This window comes from Shewanella sp. SM101, from assembly GCF_025654465.1.
GTDB lineage: Bacteria > Pseudomonadota > Gammaproteobacteria > Enterobacterales > Shewanellaceae > Shewanella > Shewanella oncorhynchi.
This window is the reverse complement of record NZ_JAKKRH010000001.1, coordinates 66,798-86,512: the sequence shown is the minus strand read 5'-3', so window position 1 is coordinate 86,512 and position 19,715 is coordinate 66,798. Positions and strand designations below refer to the sequence as shown.

12 protein-coding genes are annotated in these 19,715 nt (G+C 44.8%); 3 read left to right on the top strand and 9 right to left on the bottom strand.

Annotation, left to right across the window (positions count from 1 at the left end; translation table 11 throughout):
• Positions 1-30: 30 nt before the first annotated feature.
• Genes L5M38_RS00340 through L5M38_RS00315 form a run of 6 tightly spaced genes read right to left on the bottom strand, consistent with a single transcriptional unit; the run spans position 31 to position 7,373 of the window.
• Positions 31-1,752, bottom strand: a complete 1,722-nt coding sequence (locus tag L5M38_RS00340) for a BatD family protein (RefSeq protein WP_263173807.1) — start codon at positions 1,750-1,752, stop codon at positions 31-33.
• Positions 1,746-3,779: a VWA domain-containing protein gene (locus L5M38_RS00335; RefSeq protein WP_263177968.1), complete on the bottom strand. Its 2,034-nt coding sequence runs from the start codon at positions 3,777-3,779 to the stop codon at positions 1,746-1,748. Before L5M38_RS00335 ends, L5M38_RS00340 begins: the two co-directional genes overlap by 7 nt.
• Positions 3,779-4,798 carry a vWA domain-containing protein gene (locus L5M38_RS00330; RefSeq protein ID WP_263177966.1) on the bottom strand — a complete coding sequence of 340 codons (1,020 nt, stop codon included), beginning with the start codon at positions 4,796-4,798 and terminating at the stop codon, positions 3,779-3,781. Before L5M38_RS00330 ends, L5M38_RS00335 begins: the two co-directional genes overlap by 1 nt.
• Entirely contained in the window at positions 4,792-5,436 is a 645-nt protein-coding gene (locus tag L5M38_RS00325) for a DUF4381 domain-containing protein (protein ID WP_263177964.1), read from the bottom strand. Before L5M38_RS00325 ends, L5M38_RS00330 begins: the two co-directional genes overlap by 7 nt.
• A gap of 2 nt (positions 5,437-5,438) precedes the next feature.
• Positions 5,439-6,392: a DUF58 domain-containing protein gene (locus tag L5M38_RS00320; RefSeq protein WP_173244025.1), complete on the bottom strand. Its 954-nt coding sequence runs from the start codon at positions 6,390-6,392 to the stop codon at positions 5,439-5,441.
• Between the two features lie 24 nt (positions 6,393-6,416).
• Positions 6,417-7,373 (bottom strand): AAA family ATPase, encoded by a 957-nt coding sequence (locus L5M38_RS00315; RefSeq protein WP_028761051.1) that lies wholly within the window; start codon positions 7,371-7,373, stop codon positions 6,417-6,419.
• A 262-nt stretch (positions 7,374-7,635) separates the two neighbouring features.
• On the opposite strand from L5M38_RS00315, the gene fadI reads away from it, so the two are divergent.
• From fadI to L5M38_RS00300, 3 genes are all read left to right on the top strand, one after another.
• Positions 7,636-8,946 (top strand): acetyl-CoA C-acyltransferase FadI, encoded by a 1,311-nt coding sequence (fadI, locus tag L5M38_RS00310; RefSeq protein ID WP_014610833.1) that lies wholly within the window; start codon positions 7,636-7,638, stop codon positions 8,944-8,946.
• Positions 8,947-8,951: 5 nt separating this feature from the next.
• Positions 8,952-11,072, top strand: coding sequence for a fatty acid oxidation complex subunit alpha FadJ (gene fadJ, locus L5M38_RS00305; RefSeq protein WP_263177962.1), 2,121 nt, complete (start codon positions 8,952-8,954; stop codon positions 11,070-11,072).
• A 379-nt stretch (positions 11,073-11,451) separates the two neighbouring features.
• Positions 11,452-11,652, top strand: a complete 201-nt coding sequence (locus L5M38_RS00300; protein ID WP_263166705.1) for a hypothetical protein — start codon at positions 11,452-11,454, stop codon at positions 11,650-11,652.
• Between the two features lie 310 nt (positions 11,653-11,962).
• Here L5M38_RS00300 and L5M38_RS00295 read toward each other — a convergent pair whose 3' ends face one another.
• The 3 genes from L5M38_RS00295 to L5M38_RS00285 all read right to left on the bottom strand — a co-directional run bounded on the left by L5M38_RS00295 (position 11,963) and on the right by L5M38_RS00285 (position 19,706).
• Positions 11,963-12,238 (bottom strand): hypothetical protein, encoded by a 276-nt coding sequence (locus tag L5M38_RS00295; protein ID WP_258547651.1) that lies wholly within the window; start codon positions 12,236-12,238, stop codon positions 11,963-11,965.
• A 107-nt stretch (positions 12,239-12,345) separates the two neighbouring features.
• Positions 12,346-16,632 carry an EAL domain-containing protein gene (locus L5M38_RS00290; protein ID WP_263177961.1) on the bottom strand — a complete coding sequence of 1,429 codons (4,287 nt, stop codon included), beginning with the start codon at positions 16,630-16,632 and terminating at the stop codon, positions 12,346-12,348.
• A gap of 284 nt (positions 16,633-16,916) precedes the next feature.
• A complete protein-coding gene (locus L5M38_RS00285) occupies positions 16,917-19,706 on the bottom strand; it encodes an insulinase family protein (RefSeq protein WP_263177960.1) in 2,790 nt (929 codons plus the stop codon).
• Positions 19,707-19,715 lie beyond the last annotated feature (9 nt).

Sequence of the window (19,715 nt, the reverse complement as noted above, 5' to 3'; positions counted from 1 at the left end):
CACTCGCTTCTTTGTCATTAACCCCATCATTTATTTAGGATTCAGTGGGCTTAATGGCGCTGATTTTGGGTTTGAATGTTTATGCTCACAGGCCTTAACCGCGTTAAGTAAGGCGGTACATTCGGCGCTTAAGTGGCTATTTGTATTGTTAGAATTCGCACTGCTCGTATTAGCACTGTCAGTATGGTGGCTCTTATCGGCCTTCGCACTGTAGGCTTTGATTTGCAGTTGCTGTATCGCTGCTGCCAGTTGTGGTGACTGCTCAGCAATCTTATCTAATGTCATAGGCGTTTGCTGTAACTCACTGAAATATCGCTGCAATTGCAACATAATTCGGCTTACATCGCCACTGGCGCAGGCTTGCTCTAATCCTTTCAAGCCGGAGGCAGTCACTGATTGTGCTGAACTGATTGAAGAGTTTACTGCAATTGGGGCGGCCGTTTGATTTTTTAAGGCGCGGCGCCAAGCGACTAAGGTGATAATCCAAGCGACTAGAGTGACCAGCCATAGCGCAGCAAAAACAGTGGTTAGCCAAGACCAGCCCTTATCGGCCGCGGAGTTGGTTTCCCATGTTGGTTGAGCTGGCGTATCACTGACAGCACCACCTTCAACGATTATGGTACGTGCGGGCAGCGTTGCAGTTTCTTGACGTTTAAGGCGCGGATTCCACCAAGGCACTTTGATTTCGGGCAAGGTAAAGGTGCCCGCTTTGCTGGGAACGATTGCCGAAGTAATACTGTACTGCGAAACAATTTGTGCATCGCGCACAAAGGTCTGCCGCTGGGGTTTTTCTGGGTATGACTTGAGTTCATCGGGCAGAGTTTGCACTATATCAGGCAGACTATTTTCATCGGCATTGGAAGCCAACAGCGTAATAGTGCGGGTGATAGGGCTACCGACGGTAAACTTTTTAATATCCTCAGGGAAGTTTTCTTTTAGCGCTACTAAATCGGCAACCAGCCATTGGCCTTGGAAGCTTGTTGGTGCGGGATTCACTTGAACTGTCAGTGAGGGAGCGCCTGCTTGCATTGGGCGGCTTTCATTAAAGCCAAACATGCCGCCGCGGCGTTGGGATTCTACCAGCACATCGCCAGCAAAGGTTGCACCTTTGATATTCACTTGGCCGGGCAAATCGGGAATGATGCCATAGGTGCGTTCAATCACGCGGTAACGTCGGCCATCGACTATCTCTGAACCATCCCTATCTTCACCGATTTGTTTGATCTGTGCGCCTTCTATCACAGGTGCACTCAATACGCCCCTTTGTAATTCTACCGCCAGATAGAGTTTCACCTTGTAGGTAATGAGCTGCCCAACATAGGCTTCGTCGGTCGAGACTTTGGCGTCAATGAACAGATTGTTCATTTGCGCGGGCTGGCTACCGGTTTCGACCACTTTGAGTGGAATAGGTGATGAGCTGACGCCGTCAATACTAAAGGCTGGAATGGTTAACTGGCCTTGTTGTTTTGGCGCGAGCAGTACTTGCCAGCGGGTTTCTTTGACTGCATCGAAGTTCATGATTTGCGTGCTGCGACTCACGCTAGTACGGCCGACAATAAAATCTTTCAGTAGGGCGGACGTGTCTAGCTTACCGGTATCGACTTCGTCATCGACACTGATGTTGAGCACAAAGTATTCGCCCTCCATCACAGGGTTGCGATCGACCGAGGCCTCAATTTTGCTAAGTGCAAAGGCGGGATGGGCCACTCCGATGGCAAGGAGTAGCAGGATAAAAAATTGTCTCGTCACCACTGTTCGTTATCCTTTGATATTTGGCCATTTTGACGGCGTTTTTGATATTCCAACTGCATCTTGTTGCGCAGTAACACTTGCGGGTCTTCACTCACGCCCCTCAGTGCTCGCTGCATTTCTGCGGGCAGTGGCTCGCTATTGGTTGGCGGTGCCTCGACCGATTCACTCATAGCAGCCTCTTGTTTATCTCGCGTATTTTGCTCTGGAGCTTCTTTGGCGGCAACGCTTTGCTTTTCCTGTTCTGCTGACTTTTGCTCTTCAGCATCGGCTTTAGCCTGCGCTTGCATCTTAGCTTCATTGTCTGCAGGCTCATTTTCCTGCGCATCCTGCTCGCCATTTTGCTGCTTGGCTTCATCCTGCTGATCCTGAGCATTGCCATTTTGCTTATCTTGCTCAGACTGTTGCTCATCCGTTTTTTGCTGTTCAGGGCTTTGATCCGCGTCGGCATCGTCCTGTTGATCCTGAGACTTTTGTCCCGCTTGATCTTGCTTATCTTTCTGAGCGCTATCTTGGTCAGATTGCTGTTTATCCTGCGATTTTTGGTCACCGGATTGTTGGTCGCCAGACTGTTGAACACCTGATTTGGGATCACCGGACTGCTGATCGCCTTGTTGATCTTGGTTCTTATCCTGTTGCTCGTTTTTACCTTGCTGTTGTTGCTGTTCCTGCAATAACTTTTCAGCAAGTTCAAGGTTGGCCTTCGCCGCAGGGAAATCAGCTTGTTTCTCAAGCGCGGCTTGATAGCGCTCCTTGGCCTTATCGGGTTTACCGAGTTGCATCAACGCATTGCCTTGATTGTAGAGGCCTTGGGCTGAGCTATCTTGCTCGAAGGTTTTTAGTGCTTGCGCAAAATCACCGGCTTTGTATTGGGCGCTGCCACGCCATTGGGGCGACTCAAACTGCTTAGCGGCGTTTGCGTAATCTTGGGATTGATAGGCCTGCATCGCTTGTTGATCTGTTGTTTTCCACACATTGTCCCACACACTGGCATGGGCTGGCTGAGGCACAGCCGCGAGCAGTAAGCTGCCAGCAAGAGTGACAAATCCAACACTGGCCACGATTCCTTGTCTAAAGCTGAAAAGGGCGGGTAGCAGTAATAATAAGGCGAGGTAAGGACCGAGATCCTGCCAAGTTTCACCATCAAGATCTGTGGCTTTCGCATCGCCAGCATCGCTTAACCATTGCTGTAATTGGGCGAGATCATTACCGTCGGTGCGATTCTGGATCAGAACGCCTTTGTTATTCACGGCCAGTTTTTGTAGCAGAGCGAAATCAGTGCTGGCCACAACGACTTCGTTGCTGCTGTCGCGTTGTAATTGTCCATCGGGTAGACGGATTGGCGCGCCTTGGCTGGTGCCAAAAGCGACGACAGCGAGGCGATATTGGGTGCCACTTAATGCCGAGTTAGCCTCATCAAACTGGGCAGCAGTTATGCCATCTGTCATCAGGATAATATCACCGCGAATATGCCCACCTTGAGCCAGTAGCGTTTTGGCTTGGGTCAAGCCTGCCGCTAAGTTTGAGCCACGAACGGGCATGATCTCAGGACTTAAGGTCGGCAGTAAATTGAGTAATGTGCCGGTATCACGGGTTAATGGGCTGATAGTAAAGGCATCGCCGGCAAAGGCGACTAAACCTGTTTCACCTTCTTTAAGATTACGTAGGAGATCCGTTGCCCTAAATTTGGCTTGGGTTAACCGATTCGGCGCAAGATCGGTGGCGAACATAGATACGGACATGTCCATCACCAGTACGCGGCCTTGCTCGGCGGCAAACACAGGTAAGGATTGTTTATTAACGGCAGGTCCGGCGAGTGCCAAGGTCGCAATCAACCAAGTTAAGGCTAATAAATGCAACGGACGGCGGGATTTCTTATTGCCTTGGGTGACCAATATCTTGGCTAAGTGCGGCGCAATATAACGATTCCAAGCGCTGTGGCTCTCGTGTTGCCGCCATAAACTCAACAAGGCTAAGGCTAGCGGCACTAGGGCGAGTAGCCATTCGGGACGAATAAAATGTAGGCTCATTATTTGATGTTCCCCTGTGAAGTGGTTGCGACAGAGGGTTTAACGCGGCGCGCTGCAAAGAGTGGCAATTGACCTAAGGCAATCCACAGACTCGTCAGTAATGTCAGTGCCAGCGGCCAATAGAACAGATCTGCCTGCGGACGATAGCTTAACTGGTCGCGACTCACAGGTTCGAGTTTATCGATTTCTTGGTAAATCTGGTCTAGCTCTTGGCTGTTACGGGCGCGAAAATAACGGCCGTGGGTGACGTCGGCGATATGCTTAAGTTGGTTTTCATCCAGATCCATTGAGGGATTAACCCGCTCGCGGCCAAAGAGTGTACGGCGCTCCATTACATCTGCGCCCACACCAACCGTATAAATAGTAACTTTACGATTAGCGGCAATTTGCGCTGCTTGCTCTGGTTCTATATTGCCCGCGTTGTTAGAGCCGTCGGTCAATAAAATCAATACTCTATTACTCTCGTCCATTTTATCGAAGCGTTTTACCGCTAGAGCGATAGCTTCACCTATGGCGGTTTGCTTACCGACTAAGCCAATTTGTGCTTCTTTTAAAAATTGCGCCACTGAACGTCTGTCTTGGGTCAGCGGCGCCTGTAAATAGGCGTGATCGGCAAAGAGGATCAAGCCGATACGATCACCCTTGCGGCGCTCGATAAAGTCACTGACGACGTGCTGAATTAAAGTGAAACGATCAACGGTTTTGCCATTCACCACCATGTCTTCAATCTGCATACTGCCGGATAAATCCACCGCCATCATCAAATCACGGCCTTGGCTTGGCAGTTCGATAGGTTCACCAAGCCATTGAGGACGAGCAATAGCGAGCACTAACAGGCACCACATCAGCCAGTAGCGTTTGCGGCTCTGACGCGTATTGGCCGTTAAGCTTTGTTTACCCGTTTGGCTTATTCCGGGTAATTGCAGCCGGCCACCATCCACTTGTACTGTGTGTTGGCGCCAAAAAATCAAAGGTAAAGGCAATAATATCAATAGCCAAGGCCATGCAATTGTTAACATTGTGCCTCCGGTTGTTTGGTGTCAGCTGGCTGGATTGGCGCTTGGCTTTTAGCTTGAGCGTCGCCACTAGCTTGAACGTAGCCCTTAGCTAAAACAAGAGTCGACTCAGGCGCACTCAGTTTTGCTTTCGATGCCAACCAAGCCTGTGTGAGTTGATGCAATTCATTGGCTTCAGCTAAGGTCAATGGCGTTGCCTGATGGCGTTTGGCTAATAAGGGGCCGATATGTTGGCGTTTATGCTCGGGTAAATAGCTGTCTAACCAAGCCGCCCAAGCTTCGCCATCTAAGGAGGCTATTGCTTCTCTGCTGAGGTAACTCATGGCGGTGCGCTTTAATAGGCTGTTGACGTCAGAGGCATAGGACGTCGCTTGTCTATCGAGCTGATTGAGTAACTGTTTAGCGGCTTTTTTCGGCGCAAAGTCACGGGCGCGTTTTCTTAGCCAGATAACTAAGAGTGTGATGAGGGCAATCACAAGTGCTAAAACCAGCCAATAACCGATTGCCCAAGGCCAAGCGCCGATCGGATCGGGATGAATAATATCCTGCAGTTGTGCAAGGGCTGGGTTTGACGCCGTAGAAGGCATAGGTACTGTTGCCTGTGGATTGGCTATTTCTGAATTCACTGTTGCTGGATCCATAGTTAACGCAATAATTCCAATTGATGGGCTAGGGGAGCACCCGCATCGATGAGCTGGGTACGTACGCGCAGTTGCTGCATCATGGCGATAAAGTTGTTTTGTTGACGCAGCTGAATGTCGAGCCAAGCCTGATAACTGTGGCGGGTAAGCACTAAGTCCTCATCCCCATCCCGTACCGGCAAATTAAAGTTGTGCGGTAACGGCAGAGTGCCTTGACGCAGAGGATCGGTAATAAGATAGGCGCCCACATCGCAATGACGCTTAAGCTCGGTGAGAGGCGCGATACATTGGGGACTAAAATGGCTGCCATCTGTCACGATCCAAACTAAGGAGCCGGGTTTGGCGATACGTTGTAATCGCTGACAGGCACGCAGGATATGGTCAGGATCGCGCTGGCCACTGCCAACATGATTGAGCTGATTTTCGTGTACACGGCGCAGGCCTGAGATCAATTGCAATATGCCTTGACGACGGCTGCGGGGTTTGAGCTCTAAATGCTCAGACTCGCAGGCGATCAAGGCGCCGAGCCGATCGCCATGGTTAATTGCATTCCAACCTAAGGTGGTCGCAAGGTGTCCTGCTTGCACTGATTGCAGCAATAAACTCGAACCAAAATAGAGGCTTTGGCTCAAGTCGATTAACAATAAAATAGGGCGCTCACGTTCTTCGACAAATAACTTAGTGTGAGTTGTGCCTGTACGAGCGGTAACGCGCCAATCAATGGTGCGCACATCGTCGCCCTGTTGGTAGTGGCGCACCTCGGCAAACTCCATACCGCGGCCTTTGATTAAGCTGCTGCGATGGCCCGCTAAATTAGCGCGGGCACGGCTATAACGCTCAGGCATAGCTCGGGCGATATTTTGGCACGCCAGCAGCTCTTGCTCGGTTAAATGCAAGCCATCGGCAAAAAGCGGCAAGCCATCGACCGAGGCTGAGAGTCGCGCTGTGTCACTCATCTTATTTCACCTTTATCTTCACCGTTAAGGTACTGCAACTTGACTTAAGATGTGGTTGATCACGTGATCGCGGCTGACACCTTCGGCCTGTGCTTGGTAGCTAAGTAGCAATCTGTGTCTTAACACGTTCGGTGCGACGGCTTGAATGTCTTCTGGTGAAACAAAGTCTCGCTCGTGCAGCCAAGCACGGGCGCGGGCGCAGCGTTCTAATGAAATAGTTGCGCGCGGGCTGACGCCGTACTCAAGCCACTTAGCTAAGTCTTCGCTGTAACGTAAAGGCTCACGGGTCGCCATCACGATTTCGACTATGTACTTTTCGAGCGGTTCGGCGAGATAGATTTCCATGGCTTCGTCACGGGCGGCAAACACATCTGCTTGTGCAATCGGCTCAGTGGTTGGCAATTCGTGGGTCAGCGCTTCTTTGCGGGATTGACGCAGAATTTCGATTTCAGTCTCGCCGCTCGGGTAATCAAGGTTTAAGTGCATCAGAAAACGGTCAAGCTGTGCTTCGGGCAGCGGATAAGTGCCTTCGTTCTCTAATGGGTTTTGGGTGGCCATTACTAAAAACAGCGGTGGAAGTTTATAGCTGTGCTTACCAACGGTAACTTGACCTTCGGCCATGGCTTCTAATAAGGCTGACTGAACTTTGGCTGGGGCGCGGTTAATTTCGTCCGCCAAGATTAAATTGTGGAAAATCGGTCCGGCTTCAAATTCGAAGGTGCCGGTTTGCGAGCGATAGATATCTGTGCCAGTTAAGTCGGCAGGTAGCAGATCTGGGGTAAATTGAATGCGGTGAAAATCGCCCTCAACCCCGTCACATAAGGCTTTCACTGCACGGGTCTTTGCCAGTCCCGGAGGTCCTTCAACTAATAAGTGGCCATTGGCAATTAAGGCAATGAGCAGATTTTCGGTCAATACTGGCTGCCCTAAAACAACCTTATTTAGGTAAGTGCGTAATGCGTGGAAGCGACTCAAAGGCATGATGCTACTCGTTTTATTATGTTGAAAATACGTGTGTGGGCTATAGACAACAGCTATGGTAAAGAATTCCCTTAGGGTTTGGCTAGTGTTAAAAAAACAAACAGGTGTTTAAAACTTGCTGACAAGAAGTTAGAATCAGATCACACTTTAATGGTCAGACCTGTTATTGGGCGTTTTTCGCCGTAAAACAATGGGTCAAACACGGAAATAGCTAGCGCCGCCTGAAATCTCTCAGCGATTGCGCACATAAAGAGGGTGACAAATGAGTGATAGACAACAGGTAACGAACGCCAAGGGTGAACGTATCGCCATTGTAGCGGGTTTAAGAACGCCCTTTGCAAAGCAAGCCACGGCATTCCACGGCGTATCGGCGCTCGATATGGGCAAAATGGTGGTCAATGAATTATTGGCGCGCTCAGAACTCGATCCTAAGCTGATTGAGCAATTAGTCTATGGACAAGTCGTGCAAATGCCGGCTGCACCTAACATTGCCCGTGAAATCGTACTCGGTACTGGCATGAATGTGTCGACCGATGCCTATAGTGTCACTCGCGCCTGTGCAACTAGCTTTCAATCTGCCGTCAACGTGGCCGAATCTATCATGACAGGCAATATCGAAATCGGTATTGCGGGCGGCGCCGACTCTTCCTCTGTATTGCCTATCGGTGTATCGAAAAAATTAGCCCATGCGTTAGTCGATTTGAATAAAGCCCGTAGCTTTGGGCAAAAGTTACAAATTTTCCGCCGTTTAGGTTTAAAGGATTTATTACCTGTGCCGCCTGCGGTGGCAGAGTACTCAACGGGCTTGTCTATGGGACAAACCGCCGAGCAGATGGCAAAAACCTACAATATTAGCCGTGCCGATCAAGATGCCTTAGCGCACCGCTCACATACCTTAGCGAGCGAAACTTGGGCTTCGGGCCATTTGCGTGACGAAGTTATGGTCGCGCATATACCGCCGTATAAGCAGTTTATCGATCGCGATAACAATATCCGCGAAAACTCAGTATTGGAGTCATATGCTAAGTTGCGCCCTGCATTCGACAAACAACACGGTACTGTGACGGCGGCCAATAGTACGCCACTGACGGACGGTGCCTCAGCGATTATCCTGATGAGTGAAGGTCGAGCCAAAGCCTTAGGTTATCAACCGATTGGTTACATTAAGAGTTACGCCTTTAGCGCCATTGATGTGTGGCAAGATATGCTGATGGGGCCATCCTACGCGACGCCACTGGCGTTAAAACGTGCTGGAATGGAATTAGAAGATCTTACCCTGATTGAAATGCACGAAGCCTTTGCGGCGCAGACATTAGCGAACATGCAGATGTTTGCTTCGAAAAAATTTGCCGAAGAAAAACTCGGCCGCAACCGCGCGATTGGCGAAATCGACATGAGCAAGTTTAACGTGCTCGGTGGCTCGCTCGCTTATGGTCATCCTTTTGCGGCAACGGGAACCCGTTTAATCACCCAAGTGTGTCGTGAGCTTAAGCGCCGTGGTGGTGGAACTGGCTTAACGACGGCCTGTGCGGCCGGTGGTTTGGGTGTGGCTATGATAGTGGAAGTGGAGTAATCGGCATGGAAAAGACCTTTAATTTAACCCGCCGCGACGACGGCATTGCCATTTTGACTATGGATGTTCCTGGCGAAACCATGAACACCCTAAAAGCACAGTTTGGCCCTGAAATCAGTGAGATTCTGGCTGAGATTAAAAGCGATCCTCATATTCGTGGACTCGTGCTGATCTCTGGCAAAAAAGATTCTTTCGTTGCGGGCGCAGATATTTCCATGCTCGATGCCTGTAAAACGGCGGCCGATGCCAAAGCCTTATCCCAGCAAGGGCATGTGGTTTTTAATGAGTTAGAAGCCTTAAAAATTCCTGTAGTGGCGGCAATCCATGGTGCCTGTTTAGGTGGTGGTTTAGAGTTAGCCTTAGCCTGTCATCAAAGGGTATGTAGCGACGATGGTAAAACCATGCTCGGCGTACCGGAAGTTCAACTTGGCTTATTACCTGGCGGCGGTGGGACTCAACGTTTGCCTCGTTTAGTCGGCATTACCACCGCCTTAGACATCATGTTGACCGGTAAACAAATCCGTCCTAAACAAGCCTTGAAAATGGGCTTAGTGAATGATGTTGTACCGCAGACCATTTTGCTGCAAACCGCAGTTGAGATGGCGCTTGCTGGTAAACGTGCACCGAAACCTGTTAAAAAGTCGCTCGTTAATCGAGTGCTTGAAGGCACGAGCTTTGGCCGTAACATTATTTTCGATCAAGCGACTAAACAAGTCGAAAAGAAAACCCAAGGTAATTATCCAGCACCGGCCAAGATTATTGACTGCGTGCGTCAAGGGATTGCGAAGGGGATGCAAAAAGGGCTAGAAGTCGAAGCGAGTCACTTTGCCGAATTAGTGGTATCAAAAGAATCTGAAGCGCTGCGCAGTATTTTCTTCGCTACCACAGAAATGAAGAAAGAAACCGGCGCTGAGGGGGCTACGCCGCGTAAAGTGAAGAAAGCGGTGATCTTAGGTGGTGGTTTAATGGGCGGAGGTATCGCCTCTGTGACTACCACTAAGGCTAAAATCCCTGTTCGCGTCAAAGACATCAGCGAAAAAGGTTTAAGCAATGCATTAGCCTACGCTTATAAGTTGTTGGATAAAGGGGTTAAGCGCCGCCATATGACGCCTGCTGCCCGTGACAATTTAATGGCGCTGATGACGACAACCACTGAGTATAAAGGCGTTAACGATGCCGATATCGTTGTGGAAGCGGTATTTGAAGATTTAGCACTTAAACATCAAATGGTGAAAGACATAGAGCGTGAGTGTGGTGATCACACTATTTTTGCGTCAAATACCTCATCTTTGCCTATTAGCCAAATCGCCGAAGCGGCAACGCGTCCCGAGAACGTGATTGGTCTGCATTATTTCTCGCCAGTAGAGAAAATGCCGCTGGTGGAAGTGATTGCCCATGCTAAAACGTCACCAGAAACCATTGCGACCACGGTCGCATTTGCCCGTAAGCAAGGTAAAACACCGATAGTGGTGCAGGATGGTGCGGGTTTCTACGTGAACCGTATTCTGGCGCTGTATATGAACGAGGCTGCGCAATTATTACTTGAAGGCCAAAGTGTTGAACATCTGGATAAAGCCTTAGTGAAGTTTGGTTTCCCTGTGGGACCGATTACTTTACTCGACGAAGTGGGTATCGACGTGGGCGCAAAAATTTCACCGATCCTTGAGAAAGAATTGGGTGAACGTTTTAAAGCGCCAGCGGCATTTGACAAGCTTTTAGGTGACGATCGTAAAGGCCGTAAAAATGGCAAAGGTTTCTATCAATACGGCGCATCGAGCAAGAAAGCTAAAGCTGTCGATGAAAGTGTTTATGGCGTGTTAGGCATTAAGCCTGGCACCAATAAAGACGCAAAAGCGGTTGCCGAGCGTTGTGTCGTACAAATGCTCAATGAAGCGGTGCGTTGTTTAGATGATGGTATTATTGCATCGCCAAGAGACGGTGATATTGGCGCCATTTTTGGTATTGGCTTCCCGCCATTCCTCGGTGGCCCATTCCATTATATTGACACTTTAGGCGCCGCGAACTTAGTGAAGATCCTTGAAGGTTTTCAAAGTCAATTCGGTAACAGATTCGAACCTTGTGAGCGCTTAAAAACCATGGCGCAAGAAAACGTGCACTTTTTCTAAGTTTCAGTGAATCTAAGTCATAGTTAATCTAGGTCTTAGTTAATCAAAATTGAACAAAAAAGCGGCAGTTTGTTGCCGCTTTTTTTATTGCCACAAGGCATGTTTTTGCCTAAAAAGTGTTCACATTGGGGATGTGGATTTTGTATAATCCGAGCCCTTTATCGAGAGTTCAGTGTTACGTGTTCTGTACTGAGAGCGCAGCGAGGAATGAGTATTGCTCGTTTATGCATAATGCGGAGAACCTTTTATTCTGGCGTTAAGATGGCGTATTTAACATGTGCATCAATCACCAAGACTACGCTAGTAGCATCCGCATTTTAATGAGGAATTAATTTCTCTACATTTATGATTTATTTAGTTGTTTTTAAAGAGGTGGTTTGTGGCTTTGCTGGTTATCTTTATCGCATTAATCTCGGCTTGGTACTTCGGCTTGGCTGCATTTACCGCAGACCTTTCTGTTACGTATTGGGCATTACTGGGTTTTGTGCTCGGGCCTCTGGCTTATCCACTCTTTACGACACACCGCCATTTAGCTTTGAGGAAAATCCGTTGTAGTGAGGAATGGATATTAAATAGCTGATTTATCAATCTGTTATGTATTTATCCATGACTACATGACTATTAGTTAGTACTTTTATATTCACTTAAAACTAAAGGGAGCCAATGCTCCCTTTATTGTTTCTAAGCTGCGCTAGCTTAATTAACTATCACTGTACATGAGTTAGAATCATGGCTACAGAACTTAAATTAGTTCCACCAACCTTTTGCAGAAATCACTTCAAGGTGATTCAAGCCTTCAGGCAACTTAACTTTTTTACGCGCTGGCTTGGATAAACCGAGTGCTTTTTTGATTGAATTTAGCATAGTCACTCTCCTTAACCTGATTAATGTTATGCAACTTGTTTTAGTTGTTTGAATTTCACATATGGAGAACCCGCAACTTCAAGGTATTTAAATTTCACATATGGAGAGCCTGCAACTTCAAGGAGTTTGAATTTCACATATGGAGAGCCTGCAACTTCAAGGGGTTTGAATTTCACATATGGAGAGCCCGCAACTTCAAGGGGTTTGAATTTCACATATGGAGAACCTTGAAGAGCAAGACTATTTGCTACAAAGCCAATTGAAGATAATAGAGTAACTGTTACTAGGATTCCTTTAATCATTCTAATTCTCTCAGGGTAGTTAATATTGATTTATTATTGACACTAATAGCGCTGATGCACTTGTTGTGCCAATGTTGTAAGTCGATATCAAATTGAGGGTTAAATGATTAGGTAATGTTGCTCTTAGTGTTTGGCTTTACTATGTCTTCTTGAAGTAGCAGAGTAAATTCGGTCTCTTTTATGGCCTTACTAAAAATATAGCCTTGAATTTCTTCACAGTTAAGTGCCCGTAAAATGTTCAATTGTGCTGCTTGTTCTACGCCTTCACCCACAACAGAAAGCCCCATGTTATGGGCGATGGTGATAATAGAATCGACCATTTTGAGATCGCGATCAGATTTATCTATATCGTCAACAAAGGCTTTGTCAATTTTTAAAGTATGAATAGGAAAGCGTTTTAAGTATGAAAGGGACGAGTACCCAGTGCCGAAATCATCGAGTGCTAAACTGACGCCCATTTTAGCCAATTGCTGCATGACAATAATTGCCGTTTCAGGCTGTTTAATGACGGTTCCCTCAGTTATTTCTAATTCAAGATGACATGCGGGGAGTTTAGTGAGTCTTAATATTGACTCTATTCGCTGTTGAATATCAGGCAGTGCAAATTGACGTGACGATAAATTGACGGCGACTCTGCCGCTGAATATGCCTTGTTCACGCCATTTTTGCGCTGCGAAACAGGCCTTGCGTAAGACAATTTCACCAATTTCAACAATCAAACCGTTTTCTTCAGCAAGTGGAATAAAGTCATTGGGGGGAATTAAACCATGTACTGGATGATTTAATCTGACTAAAGCCTCCATACCTGCAATTTTACCGCTTTTAAGATCAACCTTAGGTTGATAATAAACTTCAAATAGATCATCTTTTAAGCCTTCACGTATAAGATTTTCTATTTCTAATTGCCTAATTGCATGTTGGTTCAAGGACTCAGAATAAAACTGGTAGCAATTACCTCCCGCAGACTTAGCATGGTACATAGCAATGTCAGCCTTTCTCAGTAATGCTTGCTCGCTTTGCTCATCTTCTGGGAACAGCACTATACCAATACTTAATCCTAGGACTAGCTGTTCATTGCTAACGTTAAATGCAGGTTTTAGCCCTTCAATAATACGGTTAGCTATTGCTGCACTGGCGCTTATATCTGAACCCTTGTCTAATACAATGGCGAATTCATCTCCGCCTAGACGATAAATACTGGTATTTTTAGGAAGTAAGGACTTAATGCGGGTAGCAACGAGCTTTAATAATGTATCCCCAATTTGATGGCCTAGGGAATCATTAATACGTTTAAAATTATCAAGATCAAGCACCATAAGCGCATGAGCTATTTCTCGATTTACTAGGTTATTTAAGGTCACTTGTAAGTTGGAGCGATTTGGCAGTCCAGTTAAGAGATCGTTATTGGTTAGTTTTCTAAGCTCTTCTTCTTGCTGCTTACGTCTTGATATATCAGAAAAAACACCAACATAATGTGACAATTCGCCTAACTCATCATAGATAGCATCGATAGTGAGCTCCATATGGAAGTGACTGTTATCTCCTCTGGCGGCTTCGACTTCATTTGCCCAGCGACCTTGCTGTTTTAACATGGTTCTGATTTGGGTGGAGAAGGTTTCAGGGTATAAATCAAATGTGAGTAAGTTGTCAATAAAGTCATTTCGGTTACGTAATGAAATTTTACAGCAAGCTTCGTTGACTTCGACAAAACGGTATTCGTTGTCGAGGATAAACATGCCTTCCGAAATGTTTTCAATCGCTTTTTCAAAGAGTTTTAGCTGTTCTTCCTTTTGTTTAAATTGACTAATATTTTTAATCGTTCCAGTCATTCGCAGGGCATTATCTTTGTCATCACGCTCTACAATCTTGGCACGGTCTAAGATCCATACCCAATTGTTGTCTTTGCCTTTTACCCTATATGCAGCTTCAAAATGATCTGTTTCACCATAAAAATGCTTATTGAGTGCTTCACGAACACGTTCTTGATCCATAGGATGTATATTACTCTCTTCATCCGATTTACCTGAACGATGTCCATCACGGGGAAATTCAAGAGCTCCCCAGATATTGGAGCGAAAAATGTTGCCAGTTTCAATGTCCCAGTCCCACATTTCATCACCACTTCCCCAAAGGGAAAGTTTTAATCTTTCTTCGCTGAGCGCTATTTGGCGTTGAACCTCTCGTTTTCTTAAAATTGATTTTGTAATCCCTAGAAATATTATTACTATAATAATAAAATAGATTGACTTTGCTAATGTTGATAGCCACCAAGGTGGTGTAATTATAACTTTTAATTCTTTTATTGGACCATTCTTCTGCGTTAATGAATCAACTGCATAAACTTTGAATATGTACTCACCAGGTGATAAGCTCGTATAGGTTGCTGAGTTTATTTTATTTGATGCTATCCATTCATTTGATAGACCATCCATTTTATAGTAATAAGATGTAGTATAGGGTTCTGATGTTGGTGAGTTAAATGCTATGGTGAATGGATAATCAGAGTATTTTAGTTGTATACTTTTTGATTTACTTATTGAACCTGTGAAATACTCACCATCTCCAGCTATTATGGAATTGAAAACACGTAATCCAGAGATGAAGGTCTCTGGTGGCTGTGAGTTTCTAATATGATCTAAAATTATATCTTTAGATATCAAGCTTAAACCATCAATGCCCCCAAAAAAAATATTTTCATTATCAATGATAACGCTACTTCGAGTATTATACTCGTATTGACTTCCATTATTTGTTGAGAAAATATAATTACTATCACCATCAATTAAAATCATTTGCCCCAGGGATGATGCAAAAATGTAATTGTCCAAAGTTAAGATGGAGTAAATTTCTTTGTTGTCGGAGAAAATTTTATTTGATTTTTTGCTGATTGGGTTATACTTCATAATTGCAGTTGAAGTGCCGAATATAATTTCATTTCTAAATTTTGTAATGCTATATGTTAGTTCGTCTGCTATTTTATTAGTTTCACTATCAGTGTAATGATATAGTCCATTTTGGCTTGCTAAATAAATATCAGCATCTGAAATGTAAAGGATTTCAAAAACTGGATCTTTTTTGTTAGTTGTAATTTTTTTTGAAATTAGATTATCTTTTATGATTAAAGCTTTCCCTGAAGCGGTTCCAACTATAATATTTTCATTGTCATTGATTAAGTCAATAGTTGTTATCTGTTCACCTTCTATTATGTTACTTATATCGCCATTGTTATGTAAGAAAATTACACCTTTCTCATTTCCAATGTAAATTCCGTTTTTTGTCATTACGGAGTTTTTATAGCCGGTAATGTCGGTTTGATAAGTTTTTATTAAATTCAAATCTGTGTTGTAACATCGAAGAATACTATCATCAGATGATACTAATATTTTGCTATCAAATGTTTTACTAATGTGCCAAACATTATCCTTTATTAGATCTGTACTTAAAACAAGATTGTTTGACTTTCTTATTATTTCAAAACCTTGGTTGTTCATTCCTATAATGAGATAATCAGCCGTTGAAAATAGATATGTTTCCTTACTTTTTTCTTTCTCCTCTACCGTTTTTCCAATCAGATAGGACTCGTTATTCACCGAGTATATTTTGTTTTTATCTATTCCATAAATGTCACTGTTGGATCGACTTAATAAAGTATATTTGCTGTTTGATAATTTTAATACCCTTTTATCGCTATAGGTGTAAAGTCCATTTTCTGTTGATATATATAGGGTTTTATTTTCCTTTTCTATATCAAGTACGTTATCAATAATTTTTACTTTATTACTGCCATTTATTCTGTAAAGTATTCCATCATAACTTTTTATAAATATTTCATCACCAATGTTTAAACTTTTCTTTACTTCGAAATATTCTTTTTCTATGTACTCTGAGCTTAGAACTTTATTTTTTAAGTTGAGGCTAAGTATGCCCTTATTGGTTCCAACTAAAATCTCTTTAGTAAAGTCATTGTTGGATAAACTCCATATCTCACCATTCAAATATTCATTTTTCACATCGATAAATTTAAGTGATTCATCATTTCTATCATATATAGCAAGTCCTTTGTCAGTACCAACTAGTAGATCACCTTCTTCAGTGATTAGCAGGCTACGAATAAAAGAGCTGGGTAAACCAGAAGCGCTATTATCAGCATAAAAGTGTTTAAACTCTTTTCCGTCGAACCGATTTAGTCCGTTAAGCGTGCCAATCCAAATGTAGCCATCATTATCCGTAACGATAGACGTAACAGTGCTTTGGGAAAGTCCTTCTGGGACACCAAAAGATTGTGATTGGAGAATAATAGGAGATTTATCAGAAAAGGGAGATGCGTTTACGTCTTCGAATGCATGCAAGCTAAAAAAAGTGAGCAAGACGATTTTAAAGAGTGCTTTAGGCATAGTGTTTGTTCTTATTATCCGAGGATGCCATGAAACAATTGTGTTACATCACTTTTCCAGAAAGTGAGCGGTTTGTCAAAGTGGAGTCTGCAGAAAATCCTTTTAACAGCATGTAGATGCAGTAAAATTGTTCGGTGCTGAAGTGGTAGAACATGGGCTAGCCATGTTTTACATCAGGATTACGTCCAACACTGAAAGATACGACTATAGTTGGACTGATTTGTAGAGGTTCTGTTTGTTTACCTAACTTTGCTCACAAATGTGTGAGCAAAAGTGTTTTTTGTTTAGAAATTAAACTTTTCTGCCGTTTGCTTAAAAACTTTAAGATCCGTGATCATTTTGTCTGACATCAGCGCGGCTTGGGTTCTGTGTTGTTCACCTGTGCTAAATAACACTAAGCGATCGCTGTGCTTAGTACGCATTTTACGCATCATGAATTTGAGTAAATCAGTGCGGGTGAGCTTAGTGATTTCGTCTACGACGAGTTCTCTTTGGTTAAATTGATAATCTCTATTGCCGACACTGACCCAATAACGTTGACTGCGAGTTTTGAGGTTCGCATCGTGCTCCATGATCTGACTAATAAGACCGACCTTAGTGCTTTCCCATTCTTCGTTGGTGATTTGCATCACGGCGTAATTAAAGTCGGCAATAAACTCATCTATCGCCTCTAATAAATGCAGTGGTCCAGTCGTAGGTGACTGGATATAAAAAATGAGTCCTGGATGGCGATTGAGCGGCAGATAACCTGTGCCAACCATGTAGCCTAACTGTTTCTCGGTGCGCAGTTCATGGAAGAAGGTAGACGACATAGTGTGATTTAGTAAGCTAAACAGTGCCATTTTTTCTGGCGTTGCTACTGCGGATTGGTAATACACAATGATCGCGCTATCTTGATGATCTATCGCAAGTTCTCTAAGTAAGGTGCCTTGGCCCGTTAAATTGACTAACTCTCTTGTGGACTCTGCGCTTGGCGTCGAAACCAAGGATAGAATGTGCTCTAAGCGTTTACCGAGAGCTTGCGCTTCAGAGACTAACCAATCCCCATAAACTAATCCTTCAAGATAGATCTTCTCGTAAAAGGCGCGTACATGGTTATGCAAATCTTCAAGGCTTATGTCTTCGAGCATTTGAGCCATGCGGGCAGGCTCATAACTGCTTTTTTGTAGCGTGACAGTCAAACTAGTAAACAATTGCGAAATAGGTTTAGCCTGCGCTAGATTCTGCCAACTGCGCAGTAATTGAGATTTAATCAGGGCAAAACGTTCTTCAGTAAAATTACGCTCTCTGGCTTTGTGGATTAACAAGGCCAAAAGGGTTTCTTGATTACCGGTAAAGCCCGATAAATGCAGGGTAATGCCACCTTGATGCGGATAAATATTGTAACTTAAGCCCGCGACTTCGGCCTGATAGGTTGGTTCTGTCAGATAATCGAGCAGCATTTCAACATACAAGCGGGTGAGGGCGGCATGTTTTGGTGTTTTACTCGCCTGCTCTGAGTCCAGCGACAAATACATGTGGCCTTTGGGCACATTAAACTCATCGTCTTTCTTGTGCCAAATACGGTATCCCGTCGATTCTGCAACGATCACTGGTACCTCGACATCGCTCTTATCTGGTCGAGGAATGGAGTCGGCGACGATAAATGGGTTTGCTGCAGGTAATTGTAATTCTGGGCGAATACTGCTCACTTGCCAACGAACGAGGGACTGAGGTGCAATAAGGCGCACTTTATAGGGCGTGTGATACCAGTTGGCTTTACGATCCGTTTTAACCGATTGCGCGATAAGCTGCAGACGCATATTGTGGGGCGTCATTAGCTCGAGTAGGGCTATGGTTTCTGGAATATCTAGTCCATCCATTCGATAGTCACCAAAGACCAAATCTTCGACTTCATAATGATGCATATTGATGCTGAGATGGCTGGCTAAATCGAGTGATTTAACTTGCTCTTGGTAGCGAAATGCCATTTTGAGCAGGTTTGCGCGCTCTAAATAACGCCATTCATCTAAACCTTGGGTTTTGATGAGCTCAATATACTCAAAACAGCAGCTGATAATCTCATCAAGATTCGCCAGTCCCTTATCGGTTAACTGTAAACCGATACTGTAATCTTTGAAGTTATAACCATTTACGCCGCCGCCCGCGGACAAGTTATTCACCAGTCCCTGCTCTTTAAGATAGGACAAAAGGCTGCCATGGCTCTCATTGCCTAAAATATGGCTGATATAAGTCAAAGGCTTACGTTTGTAGTAGTGGTCAATGCCAGGGAAATTAAAGCTGATGCTTAAGCGTTTTTGCTCCTTAAGCGGCACGATATCAATTTGGGTTAACAGCTCATTTTCTGAAAACAGCGGCACTTGAGGATAGTTTTTCACTAAGTTCAAGTTTTGGATCCCGCTAAAATAATGGCAGGCTAAATCTTCTAATTCGTCGAGGGAAAGCGGCGCGACTAAGCACAAGGTCATTAAGTTGGCGCTGTAGTGGCTTTGATAGAAATCGAGTAATTCGCTACGTACCTGTGCTTGCTCTCCGCCTAAGGTGACTAAGTTACCGACTGAAAATTTTGAGAAAGGATGCAGTGGATTAACTGTCTCTTTGAGCACTTGATAGGTACGGCGGATATCGTCTTTCAGTTTTAAACTAAATTCAGATTCAATGGCTTGGCGCTCTCTGTCGACCAGTTCTAAGTCAAATTTAGGTGCAATAAAAAATTGGCTGAATCTGTCTAAGGAGTCGGCAAACACGTCTTCATTGATGGTGAAAAAGAAGTTGGTGTGCTCTGTGCCCGTCCAAGCGTTATTGCTGCCGCCATGTTGGTTGATAAAGGCGTGGTACTCGCCTGAGTCGGGAAATTTTTCGGTACCAAGAAAGAGCATATGCTCTAAAAAGTGCGCCATGCCGGGTCTATCTGCGGGATCATCAAAATGACCCACGCCTACAGCCATAGATGCGGCCGCTTGGCTGGCATCTTGATCTTCAACCAATAACACCCTAAGCGCGTTATCTAACACAAGATAACGATACTGACGGTGATCATTTGGACTTTTATAAATGGACTGAGAGGCTTGCAAAGAGACACT

Excerpts from the sequence above, each read along its gene's own strand:
- L5M38_RS00335 (WP_263177968.1), bottom strand. The coding sequence starts at position 3,779 with ATGAGCCTACATTTTATTCGTCCCGAATGGCTACTCGCCCTAGTGCCG.
- L5M38_RS00330 (WP_263177966.1), bottom strand. The coding sequence starts at position 4,798 with ATGTTAACAATTGCATGGCCTTGGCTATTGATATTATTGCCTTTACCT.
- L5M38_RS00325 (WP_263177964.1), bottom strand. The coding sequence starts at position 5,436 with ATGGATCCAGCAACAGTGAATTCAGAAATAGCCAATCCACAGGCAACA.
- L5M38_RS00320 (WP_173244025.1), bottom strand. The coding sequence starts at position 6,392 with ATGAGTGACACAGCGCGACTCTCAGCCTCGGTCGATGGCTTGCCGCTT.
- L5M38_RS00315 (WP_028761051.1), bottom strand. The coding sequence starts at position 7,373 with ATGCCTTTGAGTCGCTTCCACGCATTACGCACTTACCTAAATAAGGTT.
- fadI (WP_014610833.1), top strand. The coding sequence starts at position 7,636 with ATGAGTGATAGACAACAGGTAACGAACGCCAAGGGTGAACGTATCGCC.
- fadJ (WP_263177962.1), top strand. The coding sequence starts at position 8,952 with ATGGAAAAGACCTTTAATTTAACCCGCCGCGACGACGGCATTGCCATT.
- L5M38_RS00295 (WP_258547651.1), bottom strand. The coding sequence starts at position 12,238 with ATGATTAAAGGAATCCTAGTAACAGTTACTCTATTATCTTCAATTGGC.
- L5M38_RS00290 (WP_263177961.1), bottom strand. The coding sequence starts at position 16,632 with ATGCCTAAAGCACTCTTTAAAATCGTCTTGCTCACTTTTTTTAGCTTG.